Annotated in this window: 16 protein-coding genes; 8 read left to right on the forward strand and 8 right to left on the reverse strand. The window is 65.2% G+C overall.

Translation table 11 applies throughout. The features are described 5' to 3' along the window. Nucleotides 1-65: 65 nt before the first annotated feature. The 3 genes from PVZ72_RS03655 to PVZ72_RS03665 all read right to left on the reverse strand — a co-directional run bounded on the left by PVZ72_RS03655 (nucleotide 66) and on the right by PVZ72_RS03665 (nucleotide 5,728). Nucleotides 66-4,913, reverse strand: coding sequence for an NAD-glutamate dehydrogenase (locus PVZ72_RS03655; protein ID WP_273861229.1), 4,848 nt, complete (start codon nucleotides 4,911-4,913; stop codon nucleotides 66-68). Between the two features lie 192 nt (nucleotides 4,914-5,105). Continuing rightward, complete coding sequence (locus PVZ72_RS03660; protein WP_064306679.1) at nucleotides 5,106-5,315, reverse strand: SlyX family protein; 210 nt, start codon at nucleotides 5,313-5,315, stop codon at nucleotides 5,106-5,108. After that, nucleotides 5,312-5,728: an HIT domain-containing protein gene (locus tag PVZ72_RS03665; RefSeq protein WP_133859714.1), complete on the reverse strand. Its 417-nt coding sequence runs from the start codon at nucleotides 5,726-5,728 to the stop codon at nucleotides 5,312-5,314. Before PVZ72_RS03665 ends, PVZ72_RS03660 begins: the two co-directional genes overlap by 4 nt. Before the next feature lie 368 nt (nucleotides 5,729-6,096). Here PVZ72_RS03665 and PVZ72_RS03670 point away from each other — a divergent pair, with 368 nt between their 5' ends. Together PVZ72_RS03670 and PVZ72_RS03675 are read left to right on the forward strand one after the other, a co-directional pair. Beyond that, nucleotides 6,097-7,413: an OprD family porin gene (locus PVZ72_RS03670; protein WP_187978771.1), complete on the forward strand. Its 1,317-nt coding sequence runs from the start codon at nucleotides 6,097-6,099 to the stop codon at nucleotides 7,411-7,413. A 154-nt stretch (nucleotides 7,414-7,567) separates the two neighbouring features. Beyond that, nucleotides 7,568-9,274 carry a proline--tRNA ligase gene (locus PVZ72_RS03675; RefSeq protein WP_273861230.1) on the forward strand — a complete coding sequence of 569 codons (1,707 nt, stop codon included), beginning with the start codon at nucleotides 7,568-7,570 and terminating at the stop codon, nucleotides 9,272-9,274. A gap of 16 nt (nucleotides 9,275-9,290) precedes the next feature. On the opposite strand, the gene PVZ72_RS03680 is transcribed toward PVZ72_RS03675, so the two are convergent. Continuing rightward, nucleotides 9,291-9,578, reverse strand: coding sequence for an acylphosphatase (locus PVZ72_RS03680; RefSeq protein ID WP_273861260.1), 288 nt, complete (start codon nucleotides 9,576-9,578; stop codon nucleotides 9,291-9,293). Further along, nucleotides 9,578-10,825 (reverse strand): YihY family inner membrane protein, encoded by a 1,248-nt coding sequence (locus PVZ72_RS03685; protein WP_273861231.1) that lies wholly within the window; start codon nucleotides 10,823-10,825, stop codon nucleotides 9,578-9,580. Before PVZ72_RS03685 ends, PVZ72_RS03680 begins: the two co-directional genes overlap by 1 nt. Nucleotides 10,826-10,916: 91 nt before the next feature. Here PVZ72_RS03685 and arsC point away from each other — a divergent pair, with 91 nt between their 5' ends. Next, nucleotides 10,917-11,270 (forward strand): arsenate reductase (glutaredoxin), encoded by a 354-nt coding sequence (arsC, locus tag PVZ72_RS03690; protein ID WP_273861232.1) that lies wholly within the window; start codon nucleotides 10,917-10,919, stop codon nucleotides 11,268-11,270. Continuing rightward, nucleotides 11,267-11,869, forward strand: a complete 603-nt coding sequence (gene wrbA / locus PVZ72_RS03695; protein ID WP_273809074.1) for an NAD(P)H:quinone oxidoreductase — start codon at nucleotides 11,267-11,269, stop codon at nucleotides 11,867-11,869. Before arsC ends, wrbA begins: the two co-directional genes overlap by 4 nt. 12 nt (nucleotides 11,870-11,881) lie before the next feature. Here wrbA and hda read toward each other — a convergent pair whose 3' ends face one another. Beyond that, nucleotides 11,882-12,586 carry a DnaA regulatory inactivator Hda gene (hda, locus tag PVZ72_RS03700; protein WP_064306685.1) on the reverse strand — a complete coding sequence of 235 codons (705 nt, stop codon included), beginning with the start codon at nucleotides 12,584-12,586 and terminating at the stop codon, nucleotides 11,882-11,884. Between the two features lie 97 nt (nucleotides 12,587-12,683). After that, nucleotides 12,684-13,781 carry a DUF2066 domain-containing protein gene (locus tag PVZ72_RS03705; RefSeq protein WP_273861233.1) on the reverse strand — a complete coding sequence of 366 codons (1,098 nt, stop codon included), beginning with the start codon at nucleotides 13,779-13,781 and terminating at the stop codon, nucleotides 12,684-12,686. Between the two features lie 285 nt (nucleotides 13,782-14,066). On the opposite strand from PVZ72_RS03705, the gene purM reads away from it, so the two are divergent. From purM to PVZ72_RS03720, 3 genes are read left to right on the forward strand one after another with little or no spacing between them, the layout of a single operon-like run. Beyond that, nucleotides 14,067-15,128 (forward strand): phosphoribosylformylglycinamidine cyclo-ligase, encoded by a 1,062-nt coding sequence (gene purM / locus PVZ72_RS03710; RefSeq protein WP_187978766.1) that lies wholly within the window; start codon nucleotides 14,067-14,069, stop codon nucleotides 15,126-15,128. Continuing rightward, nucleotides 15,125-15,793 (forward strand): phosphoribosylglycinamide formyltransferase, encoded by a 669-nt coding sequence (purN, locus tag PVZ72_RS03715; RefSeq protein WP_187978765.1) that lies wholly within the window; start codon nucleotides 15,125-15,127, stop codon nucleotides 15,791-15,793. The genes purM and purN overlap by 4 nt, the downstream gene beginning before the upstream one ends. A 15-nt stretch (nucleotides 15,794-15,808) precedes the next feature. Beyond that, nucleotides 15,809-16,522 carry a DUF3108 domain-containing protein gene (locus tag PVZ72_RS03720; protein WP_017638949.1) on the forward strand — a complete coding sequence of 238 codons (714 nt, stop codon included), beginning with the start codon at nucleotides 15,809-15,811 and terminating at the stop codon, nucleotides 16,520-16,522. Between the two features lie 58 nt (nucleotides 16,523-16,580). Here PVZ72_RS03720 and PVZ72_RS03725 read toward each other — a convergent pair whose 3' ends face one another. Continuing rightward, nucleotides 16,581-17,066, reverse strand: a complete 486-nt coding sequence (locus PVZ72_RS03725) for a GNAT family N-acetyltransferase (RefSeq protein WP_273861234.1) — start codon at nucleotides 17,064-17,066, stop codon at nucleotides 16,581-16,583. A gap of 176 nt (nucleotides 17,067-17,242) precedes the next feature. Here PVZ72_RS03725 and PVZ72_RS03730 point away from each other — a divergent pair, with 176 nt between their 5' ends. Beyond that, nucleotides 17,243-17,422: a hypothetical protein gene (locus PVZ72_RS03730; protein ID WP_133859723.1), complete on the forward strand. Its 180-nt coding sequence runs from the start codon at nucleotides 17,243-17,245 to the stop codon at nucleotides 17,420-17,422. Nucleotides 17,423-17,662: the final 240 nt, after the last annotated feature.

A 17,662-nucleotide genomic window follows, 5' to 3' on the forward strand; every position in this document is an offset into this window, starting at 1 on the left:
CCGCCTTTGCTGCCGCCTGATCGGGTCAGGGCATCCGCGATGACCACTCGCGAATGCCCGTCACCTCAGACACTGCTGCTGGCGAGATCCGCCAATTCACGACTGGCGACGCTGTACATCGCATAGTCCTGACCGCTGGCATTGCGCAGATCCACCAGCAGACCGCGCCAGCGTTCCACCGCCGCCCGGTGACGCTCCAGCCACAGCGACAGCCGGGCTTCCGGATCGCTCGGCGCCTCGCTCAAGTTGAGCATGCCGATGGTGATGGTGCGTTGCTGGAGATCCACCTCGTCGCGGAAGGCCTCGCGGGCCAGTGCCTGCCAGGCATTGGCGACCGGCAACTGGTTGAGCTGCTGCTGATACCAGGCCAGATCCAGCACATCACCCGCGGCGAACCAGGTGGCCGCCACTTCCAGCGGATCCTGGGCGGTGACCTCTGCGGCCTGGATCACCGGCAACAGGGTATAGATGTGGTTGGTCCCGGCGACGACCCGTGCCAGCAGTTCAGGCACGCCCGCCTCGGTGTAGGCGCGGAAGCGCTCTTCCCAGTCCTGGCGCGGTTCGCCCTGCAGCAGCTCGTCCAGCCGTACGCCCAGCGCGGCGATGCGTGGCCCGAAGAAGGCCGCCACGGCGCCCGCGTCCAGGCCACTGCGATGGCTGCGCAGGAACCAGCGGGTCGCCCGCCGCCCCAGGCGCATCAGCTCGCTCATCAGGCGCAACTGCAATTCGGCCGGCACCTGATGATCCAGGGCCTCCACCTGACGCCACCAATGCGGCAGGTGCAGCACATCGCGCATCACCACATAGGCGCGGGCGACATCGGCCGCGCTCATGCCGGTGGACTCGCACAGGCGCTGCACGAAGGTAATGCCCATGTGGTTGATCAGGTCATTGGCGATCTGGTTGGCAACGATCTCGCGCTTGAGGCGGTGGCGTGCCATTGCCTCAGGGAATTGCTCGGTCAGGCGCTGCGGGAAGGCGCCCTGCATGTCCCGAGCGAGGTATTCGTCGTCCGGCATCGAAGAGGCCAGCAACTGTTCCTTGAGGTCGATCTTGCTGTAGGAGATCAGCACCGACAGCTCGGAACGGGTCAACCCCTGCCCCTTGGCGGCGCGCTCGGCAAGCACCTCGTCGCTGGGCAGGAATTCCAGCGTACGATCCAGCTTGCCGCGACCCTCGAGATCCACGATCAGCCGCTGGTATTCGGCCAGGTGGGTCCGCGCCCGATATTCCGCCAGGGACAGGGCCCCGGTCTGCATGTAGTTGTTGGCGACCACCAGCTCGCCGACCTCGTCGGTCATCTCGCCCATCAGCGTGTTGCGCTGCTTGACGGTCATGTCGCCGGCGGAGACCACGTCGCCCAGCAGGATCTTGATGTTGACCTCGTGGTCGGAGCAGTCCACGCCACCGGCGTTGTCGATGAAGTCGGTGTTGCAGGCGCCGCCGTGCAGGCCGAATTCCACCCGTGCCAGCTGGCTCATGCCCAGGTTGCCACCCTCGCCGATCACCTTGGCGCGCAGGTCGCAGCCGTCCACGCGCAGACCGTCGTTGGCCTTGTCGCCGATATCGGCATGGGTTTCGAAGCTGGCCTTCACGTAGGTGCCGATGCCGCCGTTCCAGATCAGATCGACCGGTGCCTTGAGCAGCGCGTTGATCAGCTCGTTGGGCGTCAGGTGATCAGCCTGCAGATCGAAGCGCGCCTTCATCTCGGGGCTGATGGCGATACGCTTGGCAGTGCGCGGGAAGATGCCACCGCCCTGGGAGATCAGGCTGGTGTCATAGTCGGTCCAGCTCGAACGTGGCAGGTTGAACAGCCGCTCGCGCTCGACATAGCTGCGTTCGGCATCCGGATTGGGATCGATGAAGATGTGCAGGTGGTTGAAGGCCGCCACCAGCTCCAGGCTGCGCGAACGCAGCAGACCATTGCCGAAGACGTCGCCGGCCATATCGCCGATGCCCACCACGGTGACCGGATCGGTCTGCACATCAATGCCGCGCTCGCGGAAGTGGCGCTGCACGCTGACCCAGGCGCCCCGCGAGGTGATGCCCATCTTCTTGTGGTCATAGCCCGCCGAGCCACCGGAGGCGAAGGCGTCGTCGAGCCAGAAACCGTAGTCCTGGGCGATGCCGTTGGCGATGTCGGAGAAGGTCGCGGTGCCCTTGTCGGCCGCCACCACCAGGTAGGGATCGTCGCCGTCGTAGCGCACCACCGCAGCCGGCGGGACCACCTCGCCATCCTTGAGGTTGTCGGTGATGTCCAGCAGGCCACTGATGAAGATGCGGTAGCAGGCGATGGCTTCGGCCTGGATATCGTCACGGGAGCCACCGGTCGGCAGACGCCGCGGCACGAAGCCGCCCTTGGCACCCACGGGGACGATCACCGAGTTCTTGACCTGCTGCGCCTTGACCAGGCCCAGCACCTCGGTGCGGTAGTCTTCCTCGCGATCCGACCAGCGCAAGCCGCCGCGGGCGACGTTGCCGAATCTCAGGTGCACCCCTTCCACGCGCGGGCTGTAGACGAAGATCTCGTAGCGCGGCACCGGGCGCGGCAGCTCGGGAATGGCCTTGGGATCGAGCTTGAAGCTGAAGTAGGCCTTGGGCTTGCCGGCGGCGTCGGTCTGGAACACGTTGGTTCTCAGGGTCGCCTTGATCAGGTCCAGATAGCGCCGCAGGATGCGGTCTTCGTTGAGCACCGCCACATCGTCGAGGGCGCTGAGGATGGCCTGCTCCAGACGCTGCTGCTTGTCGTCCAGGTCCTCGCTGGTCATGCGCCGTGCCAGGTAGAACTTCATGCGGAACAGCCGCACCAGCTCCCGGGCGATGTCGACGTGGGCATTGAGGGTGGCGGCGATGTAGCCGATGTCGAAGCCGATGCGGATCTGCTTGAGATAGCGCGCATAGGCACGCAGCACCGCGACGTCCCGCCAGGGCAGCCCGGCAGTCAGTACCAGGCGGTTGAAGCTGTCGTTTTCCGCCTGGCCGTCCACCACCTGGACGAAGGCGTCTTGGAAGGTGTCGTTGAGTTGCTGCAGGTCCAGCTCCAGGCCGGCCACGGTGGTGAAGGCGAAATCGTGGATCCAGTAGCGGCGGCCATTGCGATGACGCAGCTCGTAGGGGAATTCGCCGAGCACGCGCAGACCGAGATTTTCCAGGATCGGCAAGACGTCCGACAGCGCCAGGGGCGTATCGGCGTGGTAGAGCTTGCAGTGCAGGATGTTGTCGCCGGTCTGGGTCAGCGGCTGGTAGAAGCCCATGGCCAGACGGCGATCGTCCTTCAGGTCCAGCAGGTGACGCATGTCCACCACGGCCAGGTGTGGCGCGAAGCGCTCGCGATAGCCGGCCGGGAAGCCCAGCGGATAGTCGGCCAGGATGGAAGTGCCCTGGGCTTCGCCGAAGCTGTCCACCATCAGGCTGGCGAAGTCGTCCTTCCAGCTGCGACAGGCCTGCACCATCTCCTGCTCCAGGCGCGCCGGATCGACGTCCTGCGGCTGCAGCGGATCGACCCTCAGGATGAACTGCACCCGCGCCAGCACGGATTCGGAGAAGAAGGTCCAGAATTCGCAGTCAGTGCCATGCAGGCGATCCATGAGGATCTGCTGCATGCGCTGGCGCACTTCGGTGGAGTAGATGTCGCGCGGCACATAGGCCAGGCAGTAAAAGAACTGACCATAGGGATCGCGGCGCAGGAAGACGCGGACCTTGCTGCGTTCCTGGATCTGCACGATGGCCATGGCCGTGCTGAACAGATCGTCCACCGGGGTCTGGAACAGATCGTCCCGCGGCAGGCCTTCGAGGACCTGGGCCAGTTCCTTGCCGAGGTGGGCGCTGCTGTCGAAGTCGGCGCGGCGACGCACCTCGTCGACCTTGCGGCGGATATAGGGAATCTCCCGCACGCTGTCGTTGTAGACGCTGGAGGTATAGAGGCCCATGAAGCGGTGCTCGCGCACCACCCGGCCGCTGGCATCCACCTCGCGCAGGGAAACGAAATCGGGATAGGCCGGGCGATGCACCCGGCTCGGGTCGGCCGCCTTGGCGAAGGACAGCAGCACCGGCTCGCGCAGATAGCGCAGCGGATCACCGGACAGCGTGATCTCGGCGGTCTCGGGCCGGCCACGCAGGCGGCGCGACAGCCCCAGCAGGGACTCGGGCACATAGCGCTGAATCGCCGTCTCGCCATCGCCTTCGACAGTGAATTCCTCGTAGCCGAGGAAGGTGAATCTGTCGTTGCGCAGCCAGTCGAGGAAGGCCTTCACCTCGGCCAGTTCACCCTCCTCCACACCGGTCGGACGCCGATCCAGCCAGATCAGCAGATCGGCGACCTTGGCCTTCATGGCCGCGAAGTCACCAACGGTCAACCGGACCTCGCCGAGGATCTCCTGCAGCGCCGCCTCCAGGGTGCGCAACTCGGTGGCGGCCGCACAGCGGTCGATCTCGAGGAACATCAGGGCTTCGCGGGTGACCCCTTCGCCCTGCTGGCCCTTGGGCAGCAACTCGAGCAGGCGACCCTGGGCATCCCGGCGCACGCTGAGGACACTGTTCTGCAAGGTATGGACGCTATAGCCTTGGCGGTTGAGCTCCATCCGCACCGAATCCACCAGGAAGGGGGAATCGGCGTGCAGCACCTCGACCACGGTGTGGCTCGATTGCCAGCCGTGCCGCTCGTAATCCGGATTGAAGACCTGCACCCGCGGCTCGGCCGGATCGAAGACGTCCAGCAGGCGCCAGGCCGACAGCACGCAGCCGACCAGATCGGACAGCCGACGCTGGGTGAGTTCTTCCAGCGGGACGATGCCGAAGAACTGGGCGGTGAAGCGATCCAGTTGTTCGAGGGTATCCCCTTCGACATGGGCCGCGAGGGCATTCTTGAGTTGTTGTTGGAAATCCGCTTGGCTGGCAGCGGTGAAAAACGCCATAACCGTACTCCGTCCTGAAGGTGCTGTGGGCTTCGCTCCGCAGAGGACAGGCCTCTCCCGGAGCGAGTTCCACAAGGGACGAGGCCGGACTGCACCAAAAAAGTGCAAGGATGCAGTGCCGCTAGAGTAGCCGGCAAAGCCGCCTGCGCACGTACGTCAGGGCGACAACAAGATTCAGCTGCGGAACGGATCTCAATAGTGCGGCGGCGGGGCTTCGTCCGGCATGCCGCCACCGCCTGCGCTCTGCAACTCCGCCTGGCGTTCGGCCAGCATGCGGATCTGCGCCGCGCAGCGATCCAGGGTCCGCTGCTGCTCGACGATGATGTCGTTGAGGGTCTGGATGGTGTCGTCCTGGAAAGCCTGGCGCATCTCCAGGTCGGCGATACGTTCTTCGAGAGTCATGCCTGTGCCTCCTGTTCAAGCTGCACCCGCCAGCGCTCGGCCGCGGCATGGCCCGCCTCGGTGGCATAGGGCTCGCGTGGCGAGTGCCCCCACACCGGGCCGGGCCAGGCCGGATCACCTTCCTGCCGCAGCAGGACATGCAGGTGCAATTGCCGGACAACGTTACCCAGGGCGCCGATGTTCAATTTGCGGTCAGGGTGAGCGTTACGCAACACCTGGGCAACAAGTGTCACCTCTCGCCACAGTTGTGCCTGGTCCCGCGGTGACAGGTCGAGGACCTCGGTAACACCTTCGTGACGGGGCACCAGCACTAGCCAGTCATAGCGGCGATCGTTCAGCAGCAATACCTGGCACAGCGTCAAGGACGTCACTTCCAGGGAATCGCCGGCCAGTCGTGGATCTATTTGGAACATCTCATCTCCTGCTAACACCAGTCAGCACTAAAAGTGTGCACGGCTTGGGGAACGTGAAACCTTTGGTGTCACAAAGGTGCAATCAACCCGCCCGAAACTGCCCGTCACCCGGGGAGAGGCCTGACGATAGACAGGCGGGCTCGGCGTTTGGGGATTTGTGCACGCTTTTTGCTATCACGATCCGGGTACGACGATCGGACGGGAACTCTTAAAGAGCTTTCTTAAGAGTCACGGTTAATCCGCTCATCACACGCAAAATTTTGATGAAGCCTATCGCCCCTCCGAGAGAGGTGCTATATGTGCCGCCATTAGAACAAACAGCCACGGCTGACACGATGGCTGACTTTCAACCCAAAGGAGCATTTCTGATGCAAGCGATGAAGTGGAGCATTCTCGCCCTGGCCGTAGCCGCAGGGACCACTCAACTGGCTTTCGCCGACCAGCAGTCCGAATCCAAGGGCTTTGTCGAAGACAGCAAGCTGACCCTGTTGAACCGCAACTACTACTTCAACCGGGATCTCAAGAACGGCGCCAACGATCGTAAAGATTGGAGCCATGGCTTCCTGATGAACTACGCATCGGGCTTCACCCAGGGCACCGTGGGTGTCGGTGTGGATGCCTTCGGCTACCTGGGCCTGAAACTGGACGGCGGCCGCGGCCACGTCGGTTCCGGCAACCTGCAGATCGACAGCGACGGTCGCAACAAGGACGAGTACTCCACCGCTGGCGCCGCAGTGAAACTGCGCGTCTCCAACACCGTCCTGAAGTACGGCAACGTGCAGCCCACCTCCCCGGTCTTCGCCGTGGGTGGCAGCCGCCTGTTCCCGCAGACCGCTACCGGCTTCATGCTGACCAGCGAAGAAATCGAGAACCTGTTCCTGGAGGCTGGCCACATCACCGCTGCGCGTGACCGCACCAACACCTACCACGACGGCAACCTGGGCTCGACCTACGCTTCTGGCATCACTTCCAGTTCCGGCGACTACCTGGGTGGCAAGTACAAGATCAACGATCAGCTGAGTGCGTCGCTGTACTATGGCCGTCTGGAAGACCTGTGGAACCAGTACTACGCCAACGTCAACTTCGTGCAGCCGCTGGCGGCCAACCAGGCGCTGACCTTCGACTTCAACTACTACCACACCAAAGACACCGGCAGCGCCAAGCTGGGCGACTTCTCCAACAACGCCTACTCGCTGGCCGCCGCCTACAGCATCGATGCCCACACCTTCACTCTGGCCTACCAGGGTGTGAGCAGCGATGCGCCGTTCGACTACGTCGGCGTCGGTGGCAAAGGTGCCAACACTGGTAACGGTGGCGACAGTATCTTCCTGGCCAACTCCATCCAGTACTCCGACTTCAACGCCTCCGGCGAGAAGTCCTGGCAGGCGCGCTACGACCTGAACATGGCGACCCTGGGCGTGCCTGGCCTGAGCTTCATGGCCCGTTACATCTACGGCCATGACATCGACGCACCCAAGGCCAGCACTCAATACGCCAACATTGGTTACCAGGACGGCGACAAAGAGCGCGAGACCAACGTCGAAGCCAAGTATGTCCTGCAGAGCGGCCCGGCCAAGGACCTGTCCTTCCGCGTCCGTCAAGCCTGGCACCGTGGCGACGCCAGCACCGGCGGCACCGTCAACGAGTTTCGCCTGATCACCGAGTACCCGCTGAACATCCTCTAATAGAGGCCAGCGTCACTCGCACGATCCAGCAGCCCGGCATTCGCCGGGCTGTTCTTTTCCGACCCTTAGTCGGTGCCACCCGCGTCCCTGTACGCCCTGCCCCACCCCGCCGTACAATGCCGGTCCCGTCTCGATGCCGACAGACCGCCTAGCCATGCGTACCAGCCAGTTCCTGCTGTCCACCCTCAAAGAAACCCCTTCCGATGCCGTGGTGATCAGCCACCAGCTGCTGCTGCGTGCCGGCATGATCCGCAAGCTGGCCTCCGGCCTCTATACCTGGCTGCCGCTGGGCCTGCGCGTGCTGCGCAAGGTGGAAGCCGTGGTGCGTGAGGAGATGAACGCCACCGGCGCCCTGGAGGTGCTGATGCCGGCGATCCAGCCCGCCGAGCTGTGGCAGGAATCCGGTCGCTGGGAGCAGTACGGCCCCGAGCTGCTGCGCCTGAAGGATCGTCATCAGCGCGATTTCTGCGTGGGCCCGACCCACGAGGAAGTCATCACCGATCTGATGCGCAACGAGTTGAACAGCTACAAGCAGCTGCCGATCAACTTGTACCAGATCCAGACCAAGTTCCGTGACGAGATCCGCCCGCGCTTCGGCCTGATGCGCGGCCGCGAATTCGTGATGAAGGACGCCTACTCCTTCCACCTGAACCAGGCGTCGCTGCAGCAAACCTACGACGCCATGTACCAGGCGTACTGCAACGTCTTCAGCCGCCTGGGCCTGAACTTCCGTCCGGTGCAGGCCGACAACGGCTCCATCGGTGGCAGCGGTTCCCACGAATTCCATGTGCTGGCCGGCTCCGGTGAAGACGACATCGCCTTCAGCGACAGCTCCGACTACGCTGCCAACATCGAGAAGGCCGAGGCCCTGCCGCGGGAAACCGCGCGCGGTGCCGCCAGCGAAGAGTTGCGTCTGGTCGATACCCCCGACACCAAGACCATCGCCGATCTGGTGGAGAAATTCGGTCTGGCCATCGAGAAGACCGTGAAGACCCTGGTGGTACGCGGGGCCGAGGAAGGCAAGCTGGTCGCCCTGGTGGTGCGTGGCGATCACGAACTGAACGAGATCAAGGCGGCCAACCTGCCGGAAGTCGCCAGCCCCCTGGTGTTCGCCACCGAGCCCGAGATCCGCGCGGCCATTGGTGCCAGCCCTGGCTCCCTGGGCCCGATGAATCTGTCGATTCCCTGCATCGTCGATCGCTCGGTCGCCCTGATGAGCGACTTCGGCATCGGCGCCAACCAGGAAGACAAGCACTACTTCGGCGTCAACTGGGAGCGCGATCTGCCGCTGCCCCAGGTCGCCGACCTGCGCAATGTGGTGGCTGGCGATCCGAGCCCGGATGGCCAGGGTACCCTGGTGATCAAGCGCGGCATCGAAGTGGGCCATATCTTCCAGCTGGGCACCAAGTACAGCGAGGCCATGAAGCTGTCGGTCCTGGGCGAGGAAGGCAAGCCTACCCTGCTCACCATGGGTTGCTACGGCATCGGCGTGTCCCGCGTGGTCGCCGCCGCCATCGAGCAGAACCACGACGAGCGTGGCATCCGCTGGCCGGCTGCCCTGGCACCGTTCAACGTCGCCCTGGTGCCGATGAAGTACGAGAACGCCGCGGTGAAGGACGCGACCGATCGCCTCTATGCCGAACTGAAGGCCGCCGGCTTCGATGTGCTGCTGGACGACCGTGACAAGAAGACCAGCCCCGGTGTGAAGTTCGCCGACATGGAGCTGATCGGCATTCCCCATCGCCTGTTGGTCGGTGAGCGCGGCCTCAATGAAGGTCTGGTCGAATACAAGGGCCGTACCGACAGCGACAGCCAGAACATCGCCCTGGCCGAGATCGTCGACTTCCTCAAGGCCCGCTGAGGGCTACCGCTCCAGGTCAGGCGTCCGTGCGCCTGACCTGGAAGTCGGTGAAGCCTTCACAGGCCACCTCCTCCAGCTCCACCCCGGTCACCCGGGCCGCTGCCGGTCCCTGCCAGAGCCAGCGCTCCAGGTGGGCGAGTACCTCGACCGAACCCTCCAGGTGGCACTCCACCCGGCCATCCGCCAGATTCCTCACCCAGCCGGTGATGCCCAGGCGCTGCGCCTCCTGCCGCGCGCTCTCGCGGTAATAAACGCCTTGGACGCGGCCACTGATCAGGCCGTGACGCGCCGCTCCGTCTCTCATCATTGGGCGCTCCTTTCTTCCAGCGCCGGCGCGACCTTGAGCCAGTGGGCCACGCTCCCGGCGAGCAGCTCATGACGCTGTGCCTGCAGCCGGGCGAAGGCGTCCCGCAGCTGCGGATACCAGTCACCGGGAAAACGTTCGACGGGCGGCCAGCAGTCCGGTGCGGGAGGCGCCCAGGGCGCGCGATCCAGCAGGTCCAGTAGCGCATAGCCATGCAGATCGCGGCAGAGCACCCAGTGGCCGCTGTCGTTCTGGCACACCAGGCGTTCCTGTTGCAGGAAGGCCAGCACCGCGTGCCATTCATGCTCCGGCAGCTTCCAGCCGGCCTGGTGCAGCCGCCCCAGATGCAGGCTGGAGCCGCTCTGCTGGCGCTCCAGAAAGGCCCGCAGCACGGCGAGCAGGATGAAGAAGGCCGGCAGGGGCGCGCGGCGCCAGTGATGGGTGGTGGACAGGCTGCAGACCACCTCCGCGCCCAGCAGCACGATCAGCCAGCAGACATAGATCCAGACGAGGAACAGCGGTACCGTGGCGAAGGCGCCATAGATCAGCTGGTAGCCGGGAAAGTAGAAGACATAGAGACCGAACAGACTCTTGGCCGCCTCGAACAGCACCCCGGTCAGGGCCCCGCCGATCAGCGCGTGGCGCAGCGGGACCCGGGTATTGGGCACGGCCGCGTACATCAGGGTGAAGGCGGCGATGCTGAACAGCAGCGGCGTGACCTTGAGCAGCGCCTGGGCGCCGGACATGCCGTAGGAGCCGAACACCAGAGCCACCGAGGCCAGGTAGGTGCTCATGGCAAAGCCGGCGCCCAGTAGCAGGGGCCCCAGGCTGAGCACCGCCCAGTAGAGCAGGAAGCTGGAGACCCCACGCCGTGGAATGCGCACCCGCCAGATGTCGTTGAAGGTCTTTTCCACCGTCACCAGCATGAAGAAGGACGTCACCGCCAAGAGGGCCACGCCCAGCCAGGTCAGGTGACGGGCCTGCTCGATGAAGTTGCGCAGGTATTCCTCCAGGGTCGCCCCGGTGGAGGGCACGAAATTGCGGAAGATGAAGGCCTGGATCTGCACTTCGGTGCCCTGGAAGGCGGGTATCGCCGAGAGCATGGCGAAGGTCACGGTCATCACCGGAACCACGGCGAACAGCGTGGTGTAGGTCAGGGCCGCGGCGTTGTTGGGCGCGCGATCCTCGATGAAGCGGTCGGCGAGGTAGCGAACGAAGGACAGCAGTTCACGCAAGCGGGCCGGCATTGGCGGTTCCTCGAAAGGCACGGTCAAGGGCTGGCGCGGCAGTCCTCGCCAACCCGCTACAATGGGCATCTTACCTTCTATGGATCAGCCCATGAGTGAAATCGTCCTCTATCACAACCCTCGCTGCTCGAAATCGCGGGCAGCGCTTGAGCTGCTGCAAAGCCGCGAGCTAGCCGTGTCGGCGGTGCCCTACCTGGAGGCGCCGCCGGATGCCAGCGCCTTGCGCGAGCTGCTCGGCAAGCTGGGCCTGGAGGCGCGCCAGTTACTGCGTACCGGCGAGGAGGCCTATCGCGAATTGAACCTGGCCGATCCGGCGCTGGACGAAGACGCCCTGATCGCGGCCATGGCCGCCCATCCCAAGCTGATCGAAAGACCCATCGCCGTGTGCGGCGAACGCGCCGTCGTCGGTCGTCCCCCCGAGCGTGTCCTGGAGATCCTGCAATGACCCCCGAAGCCTACGTCCTGGTGCTCTACTACAGCCGCCATGGCGCCACCGCCGAGATGGCTCGCCAGGTTGCACGCGGGGTCGAGATGGCCGGCATGGCCGCGCGCCTGCGTACCGTGCCGGCGGTGTCCGCCGAGTGCGCTGCTGTTGCCCCGGCAGTGCCCGAGCAGGGTGCGGTCTATGCCACCCTCGATGATCTGCGCGACTGCGCGGCACTCGCCCTGGGCAGCCCGACGCGCTACGGCAACATGGCCGCCGCCATGAAGTATTTTCTCGACGGCACCAACAGCCTCTGGCTGACCGGTGCCCTGGTGGACAAGCCCGCCGGCGTCTTCACCTCCACCGCCAGCCTGCATGGCGGCCAGGAGAGCACGCTGCTGTCCATGGCCCTGCCGCTGCTGCACCACGGCATGCTTATCACCGGCCTGCCCTACAGCGAGAGCGCCCTGCTGGAGACCAAGGGCGGCGGTACGCCCTATGGGCCGAGTCATTTCGCCGGGGCGGATGGCAAGCGCGCACTGGACGAACAGGAGACGGCGCTGTGCCGGGCCCTGGGCAAGCGCCTGGCGACCCTGGCGGGTCGCTTGCAGAAGAAGTAGGAGCCGGCGCGGCTACCAGCCCATGATTTCCTTGACGAAGGGAATGGTGAGCTTGCGTCGCGCCTGCAGCGAGGCCTGATCCAGACGTTCGAGCATGTCGAACAGGGCGTCCATGCTGCGGGTATTGCGTGAGAGGATGAAGCGGCCGACCTCGTCGGTCAGGTGCAGGCCACGGCGGGAAGCGCGCAGCTGCAGGGCGCGCAGCTTGTCTTCGTCGGACAGCGGGCGCAGCTGGAAGACCAGCGCCAGGGTCAGCCGCGACTTGAGATCGGCCAGCTGCACCGGCAATTGCCGCGGCGCCGCGGTGCTGGAGATCAGCAGCCGCTTGCCGGCATCACGCAGACGATTGAACAGGTGGAAGAGCGCCTCTTCCCAACGCCGCTGGCCGGCCAGGGCGTCGAGATCATCGAGGCAGACCAGTTCGCACTGCTCGAGGTTGTCGAACAGCTCGACGCCGTAGTCGGCCAGTTCGCCCATGGGCAGGTAGATGGCGCGCTCGCCCAGTTCCTCCAGGCGGTGACAGGCGGCCTGCATCAGATGGCTGCGACCGGCGCCCGCGCCACCCCAGAGATAGATCAGACTTTCCGTCCAGCCGGCATCCGCATCGCAGAGACGCTCGACATAGCCGAGCGCCGCGGCATTGGCGCCAGGGTAGTAATTGACGAAGGTGGCGTCGTCACGCAGACGAATGCCCAGGGGCAGCTGTAAAGGCATCATGCCAGCTCGAACGGCTCTTGGCAGTTTCGCGAGGGCGCCAAGTCTAACCAAATCCCGGGTCCCTCGCAGCAGCCGCTTCAGTCTTGGGTGTCGGCCCTCATGGCCAGCGGAAATACAGGGTGGTACGTGCCGGCTGAGCGGATGGGGCCGGCTGGGCCGCAGGCGCGTTCGGCGTGGCCGTGGCGTCGACGGGCGTGCCCGGGGTCGCAGCTGGCGGAGTGGCAGGCGCAGCATTGGCGGCCGGCGCCGAGGCGGGCTGCAGCCCGGCAAGACCAAGTTGCGCCTGCAACTGGTCCGGATTGGCGGTGAGGTCGTAGGTCAGCTGGGTCCCCTCGACCTTGACCAGGCGGCTCGACAGGGGCTCCAGGACTTTCTGCAGCTGGGCATAACGCTCGAAGTTGGAATTGTCGGCCACCAGGGTCAGCGGCTGGGTGGTGCCCGGGCGGGAGACGAATTTCTTCGACAGGCGCGCGGCCACGTCCTGCAATACCGCAGCCGCCAGGGCGTCCTGATCGGCCGCCTGGCTGCTGCCCTGCTCCGCGGCGCCGTTGTTCCACAGGCGCCACTGGGCCTGCCAGCCATTGCCCTGGGGCTTGGCGTGCACCGCCAGCAGGGCATTGGCGCCATAGCGCTCGGAGGCCTGGCGCAGGGCGGTCGGGTCGTTGGCGTCGATGTTGGCGGCGGTGCCGGCCAGTTGCTCGTTGAGATCGGCCAGCGGCAGGCGGATCGGCAGGCCGGCGCGCTGGGCGCCACGCTGGACGCCGGTGCTGGCGGGCTGGCCATCACCCACCAGGGTCGCCCCGCTGTCGGCGTCGTTGAGCCACCAGATCATCACCACCGGACGATTGGCGCCCCATACCGAGAGCCCCGCCTGGCCCAGGGCACGCTCGGTAGCGGCCGGGTCGAAGTTGGCCACCAGCACCTCCGGCGGGCCGGCGTCATAGCTGTACTGGCTGATCAGGGATTCGGGCGCCGCCAGGGCACTGGCAAGACCCGGGGTCTGGCCGGCCTGGGGATTGCCGGTCAGGCGTCCGGCCAGCACCTGCAGGGCGCGCTTGAGGGCGGCATTGCGCTCGTCCGGTTGTTGCGAGGTCACCGGCTCGCGGACCTGGTAGAGGTTGTCCACCACCTCGGCGCGGGCGAGCGGACTCAGGACCAGCAGCGAAGCGAGCAACGGAAGGACGAGACGGCGCATGGCGATTCCATAGAAAGGGCAAGGGGCATACCTTAAAAGCCGCCCGATCCGCGAGCAAGGGCACTGGGTCGCGGGCTGCGCAGAAGGTAGCGACGGAGACTGCCCGCCCGGCGAACGGATGGGCGACCAGGCTCGGACCACGGCAGGCTGGCCGGGTGCCATCGCCTCCCGGACCGGAGGCCGCGGCCGGCCGCGTGCTTTGGCACGGCTTCTGGTAAAATCGCCCGCCTCATTGCCGGCTGGCGCCAGCCGGCTCGTTTCGCCATTAGCCAAAGGCCAGGATTCATGAGCAAACAACCCCAGCTGAGCTACAAGGACGCCGGTGTAGACATCGACGCCGGTGAGGCTCTGGTAGAACGCATCAAGGGCGTCGCCAAGCGCACCGCCCGCCCGGAAGTCATGGGCGGCCTGGGGGGCTTCGGTGCCCTGTGCGAGATCCCGGCAGGCTATCGCCAGCCGGTACTGGTCTCCGGCACCGACGGCGTCGGTACCAAGCTGCGCCTGGCCATGAACCTGGCCAAGCACGACAGCATCGGCATCGACCTGGTCGCCATGTGCGTCAACGACCTGGTGGTCTGCGGTGCCGAGCCGCTGTTCTTCCTCGACTACTACGCCACCGGCAAGCTCAATGTCGACGTCGCTGCCCAGGTGGTGACCGGCATCGGTACCGGTTGCGAACAGGCCGGCTGCTCCCTGGTGGGTGGCGAGACCGCCGAGATGCCCGGCATGTACGAAGGCGAAGACTACGACCTGGCCGGCTTCTGCGTCGGCGTGGTGGAAAAGTCCGAGATCATCGACGGTTCCAAGGTGGCCACCGGCGACGCCCTGATCGCCCTGCCCTCCTCCGGCCCGCACTCCAACGGCTATTCGCTGATCCGCAAGATCATCGAGGTGGCCGGCGCCGACATCGAGAACATCCAGCTCGACGGCCAGCCGCTGACCGAACTGCTGATGGCGCCCACCCGCATCTATGTGAAGCCGCTGCTCAAGCTGATCAAGGACACCGGCGCGATCAAGGCCATGGCCCACATCACCGGTGGCGGTCTGCTCGACAACATCCCGCGCGTGCTGCCCGAGGGTGCCCAGGCGGTGCTCGACGTGGCCAGCTGGCAGCGTCCGGCGGTATTCGACTGGCTGCAGCAGCAGGGCAACGTCGACGAGACCGAGATGCACCGCGTGCTGAACTGCGGCGTGGGCATGGTCATCTGCGTGGCCCAGGATCAGGTCGAAGGCGCCCTGCAGGTGCTGCGTACCGAGGGCGAGCAGCCCTGGGTCATCGGCCGTATCGAACAGGCCGCCGAGGGCGCCGACCAGGTCGTGCTGAACAATCTGAAACAGCACGGATGAGCCCTGCCGACTGCGCCGTGGTGGTGCTCATCTCCGGCCACGGCAGCAACCTGCAAGCCCTGCTCGACGCCGCGACGCCGCCCGTGCGGATCGCGGCGGTGATCGCCAACCGCGCCGAGGCCTATGGCCTGGAGCGGGCCCGCCAGGCCGGGATTGCCACCCGGGTGATCGATCACCGCGAACACGGCGATCGCGACAGCTTCGATGCGGCCCTGGCGGCCGCCATCGACGCCCAGGGCGCCGATCTGGTGGTCCTGGCCGGCTTCATGCGCATCCTCACGCCCGCCTTCGTGCGGCGCTACCAGGGTCGCCTGCTCAATATCCATCCCTCGCTGCTGCCCCTGTACAAGGGCCTGCACACCCACCAGCGCGCCCTCGATGCCGGCGATGCCTGGCACGGCTGCAGCGTGCACTTCGTCACCGAAGAACTGGATGGCGGTCCGGTCGTCCTGCAGTCGCGGGTGCCGGTACGGGCCGAAGATACGGCGGAGAGCCTCGCGACACGGGTACACGCCGCCGAGCACCTCCTTTATCCTGTGGCCGTGCGGTTGTTCGCCGAAGGTCGTCTGCGGCTGGGTACCCTGGGTGCCGAGCTCGATGGCGAGGCACTGCCGCCTACCGGGGCCACATTGCCGTCGCTGACGGCCGCGGCCTCCCTTTCCTGATCCAAGGAGAAACTGATGCGACGTCTGTTGTTCTTATTGGCCACTCTCTGCAGTGCCTCGGCCTTCGCCTTCGACCTGCAGCCGTTCACGGCCAGCTACACCGCCGACTGGAAGCAGATGCCGGTCAGCGGCTCGGCCGAACGCTCGCTGGAGAAAGAAGCCGATGGTCGCTGGGAGCTGAAGTTCGAAGCCTCCATGCTGGTAGCCGGCCTCAACGAGTCCAGCACCTTCCGCCACGAAGGCGAAGCCTTCCTGCCGGACACCTACCAGTACAAGCGCAGCGGGCTGGGCAAGAGCCGCGAGAGCGAGCTGACCTTCGACTGGGCCGCCAAGAAGGTCACCGGTAAGGACAAGGACGATCCGGTCAGCCTGCCCCTGGATCGCGGTCTGCTGGACAAGTCGACCTATCAGCTCAAGCTGCAGCAGGACGTGGCCGACGGCAAGAAGAGCATGAGCTACCAGATCGTCGACGGCGACAGCATCGACACCTACGACTTCCGGGTCATCGGTCCGGAGCGCATCCGCACCCCGCTGGGCCTGTTCGATGCCATCAAGGTGGAGCGCGTGCGTGATCCCACCAAGAGCAGCCGCAAGACCGAACTGTGGTTCGCCAAGGACTGGGACTATCTGCTGGTGCGTCTCTACCAGCAGGAGAGCGACGGCAAGGAATACCAAACCAGCCTCAAGGAAGGCTCAGTCAACGGGCGCACGGTGAAAGGCGCCAACTGATCCTGGCGGCAAGCGAAACGCCCTCTTTGGAGGGCGTCTTTTTACCTAGGGCCAGCGCTCATCCGCTAGCTTCGACATCCTGTTCGGCGCTGCGGCTCTTCTCGTAGCGCACGTCGGTGCCCTGCAACTGGGCGACTTGGCGCCAACCCCGTGCCTGATAGAAAGCATTGGCCCTCACCGAGGGCGCACCGTCGGTGACCAGCCAGATGAGGGCATGCTGGCGAAACAGCGCGGTCTCGGCCGCGCCCAGCAGGCGAGCGCCGAAACGCTGGGCTTGCCATTCGGGTCTGACAAACAGGGCGAAGACCTCTCCCGCCATCAGATCGACCAAGCTGAAGCCCACCACCTCGCCATCCACCTCCGCCACCCAGGCACAGGGCTCAGCGGCGAGCAATTCGGCGATTGACGCCGGGGTTATACCCAGATCGGCGAGCTGTTCTCGAGTCAGGACGTTGTCGGTAACCGCAAGTCGGACGGCAAACAGAGCCTCTACATCGGCCAGGGTGGCAAGCCGTAACTGGGCAGAGCAAGCAGTAGAGGTCATGAAGGATTCCAGACATTGGCAAGAGAGCGATGCCCTGGTGACAGCAAGGGACGCGGCAGATTGTCGCAGAAGTTGTAACGACTTGTTGCCGAGATACGCCTTGGTCTTGAAGCGAAACGCTCTAGTATGGGTTTTCAAGCCCTGCCGTAGTGCGGGCTCGACCAAGGAGATACAGCATGACCATTACCGTAACCGAACGTGACGAAGACCATATGTCCCGCGAAGCCCGTGGCCTGGGCATGCATCTGTGGGACGTGAAACAGGAAGGGGAATTGGTCGGCGTCTACCAGAGCGAAGCCGATGCCCTGGAGTACAAGGAGCAGATCGAACACGAAGGCGCGTCGCACGCCGAGTGAGTCGAAAGACCTTTTTACCGACTGCCTGAAAAAGGCCCGTCTCTTGGAGGCGGGCCTTTTTCGTTTCACGGCGGAGCGAGGGGCTGCGGTAGGATGGATTGAACATAGCCAAGCCCAACATCACCTGGCCCAACGGTGTGCTCGGCATCCCTAACCCCAGCCCTCTCCCAGGGGGAGAGGGGGTGGACTGGCATAGGTCAGTGTCCCGTAGGTTGGGCTGAGACGGCTTTATCGTCGAAG

This window comes from Pseudomonas sp. LA5, from assembly GCF_028640825.1.
GTDB classification, from domain to species: Bacteria; Pseudomonadota; Gammaproteobacteria; order Pseudomonadales; family Pseudomonadaceae; genus Chryseomonas; species Chryseomonas aestiva.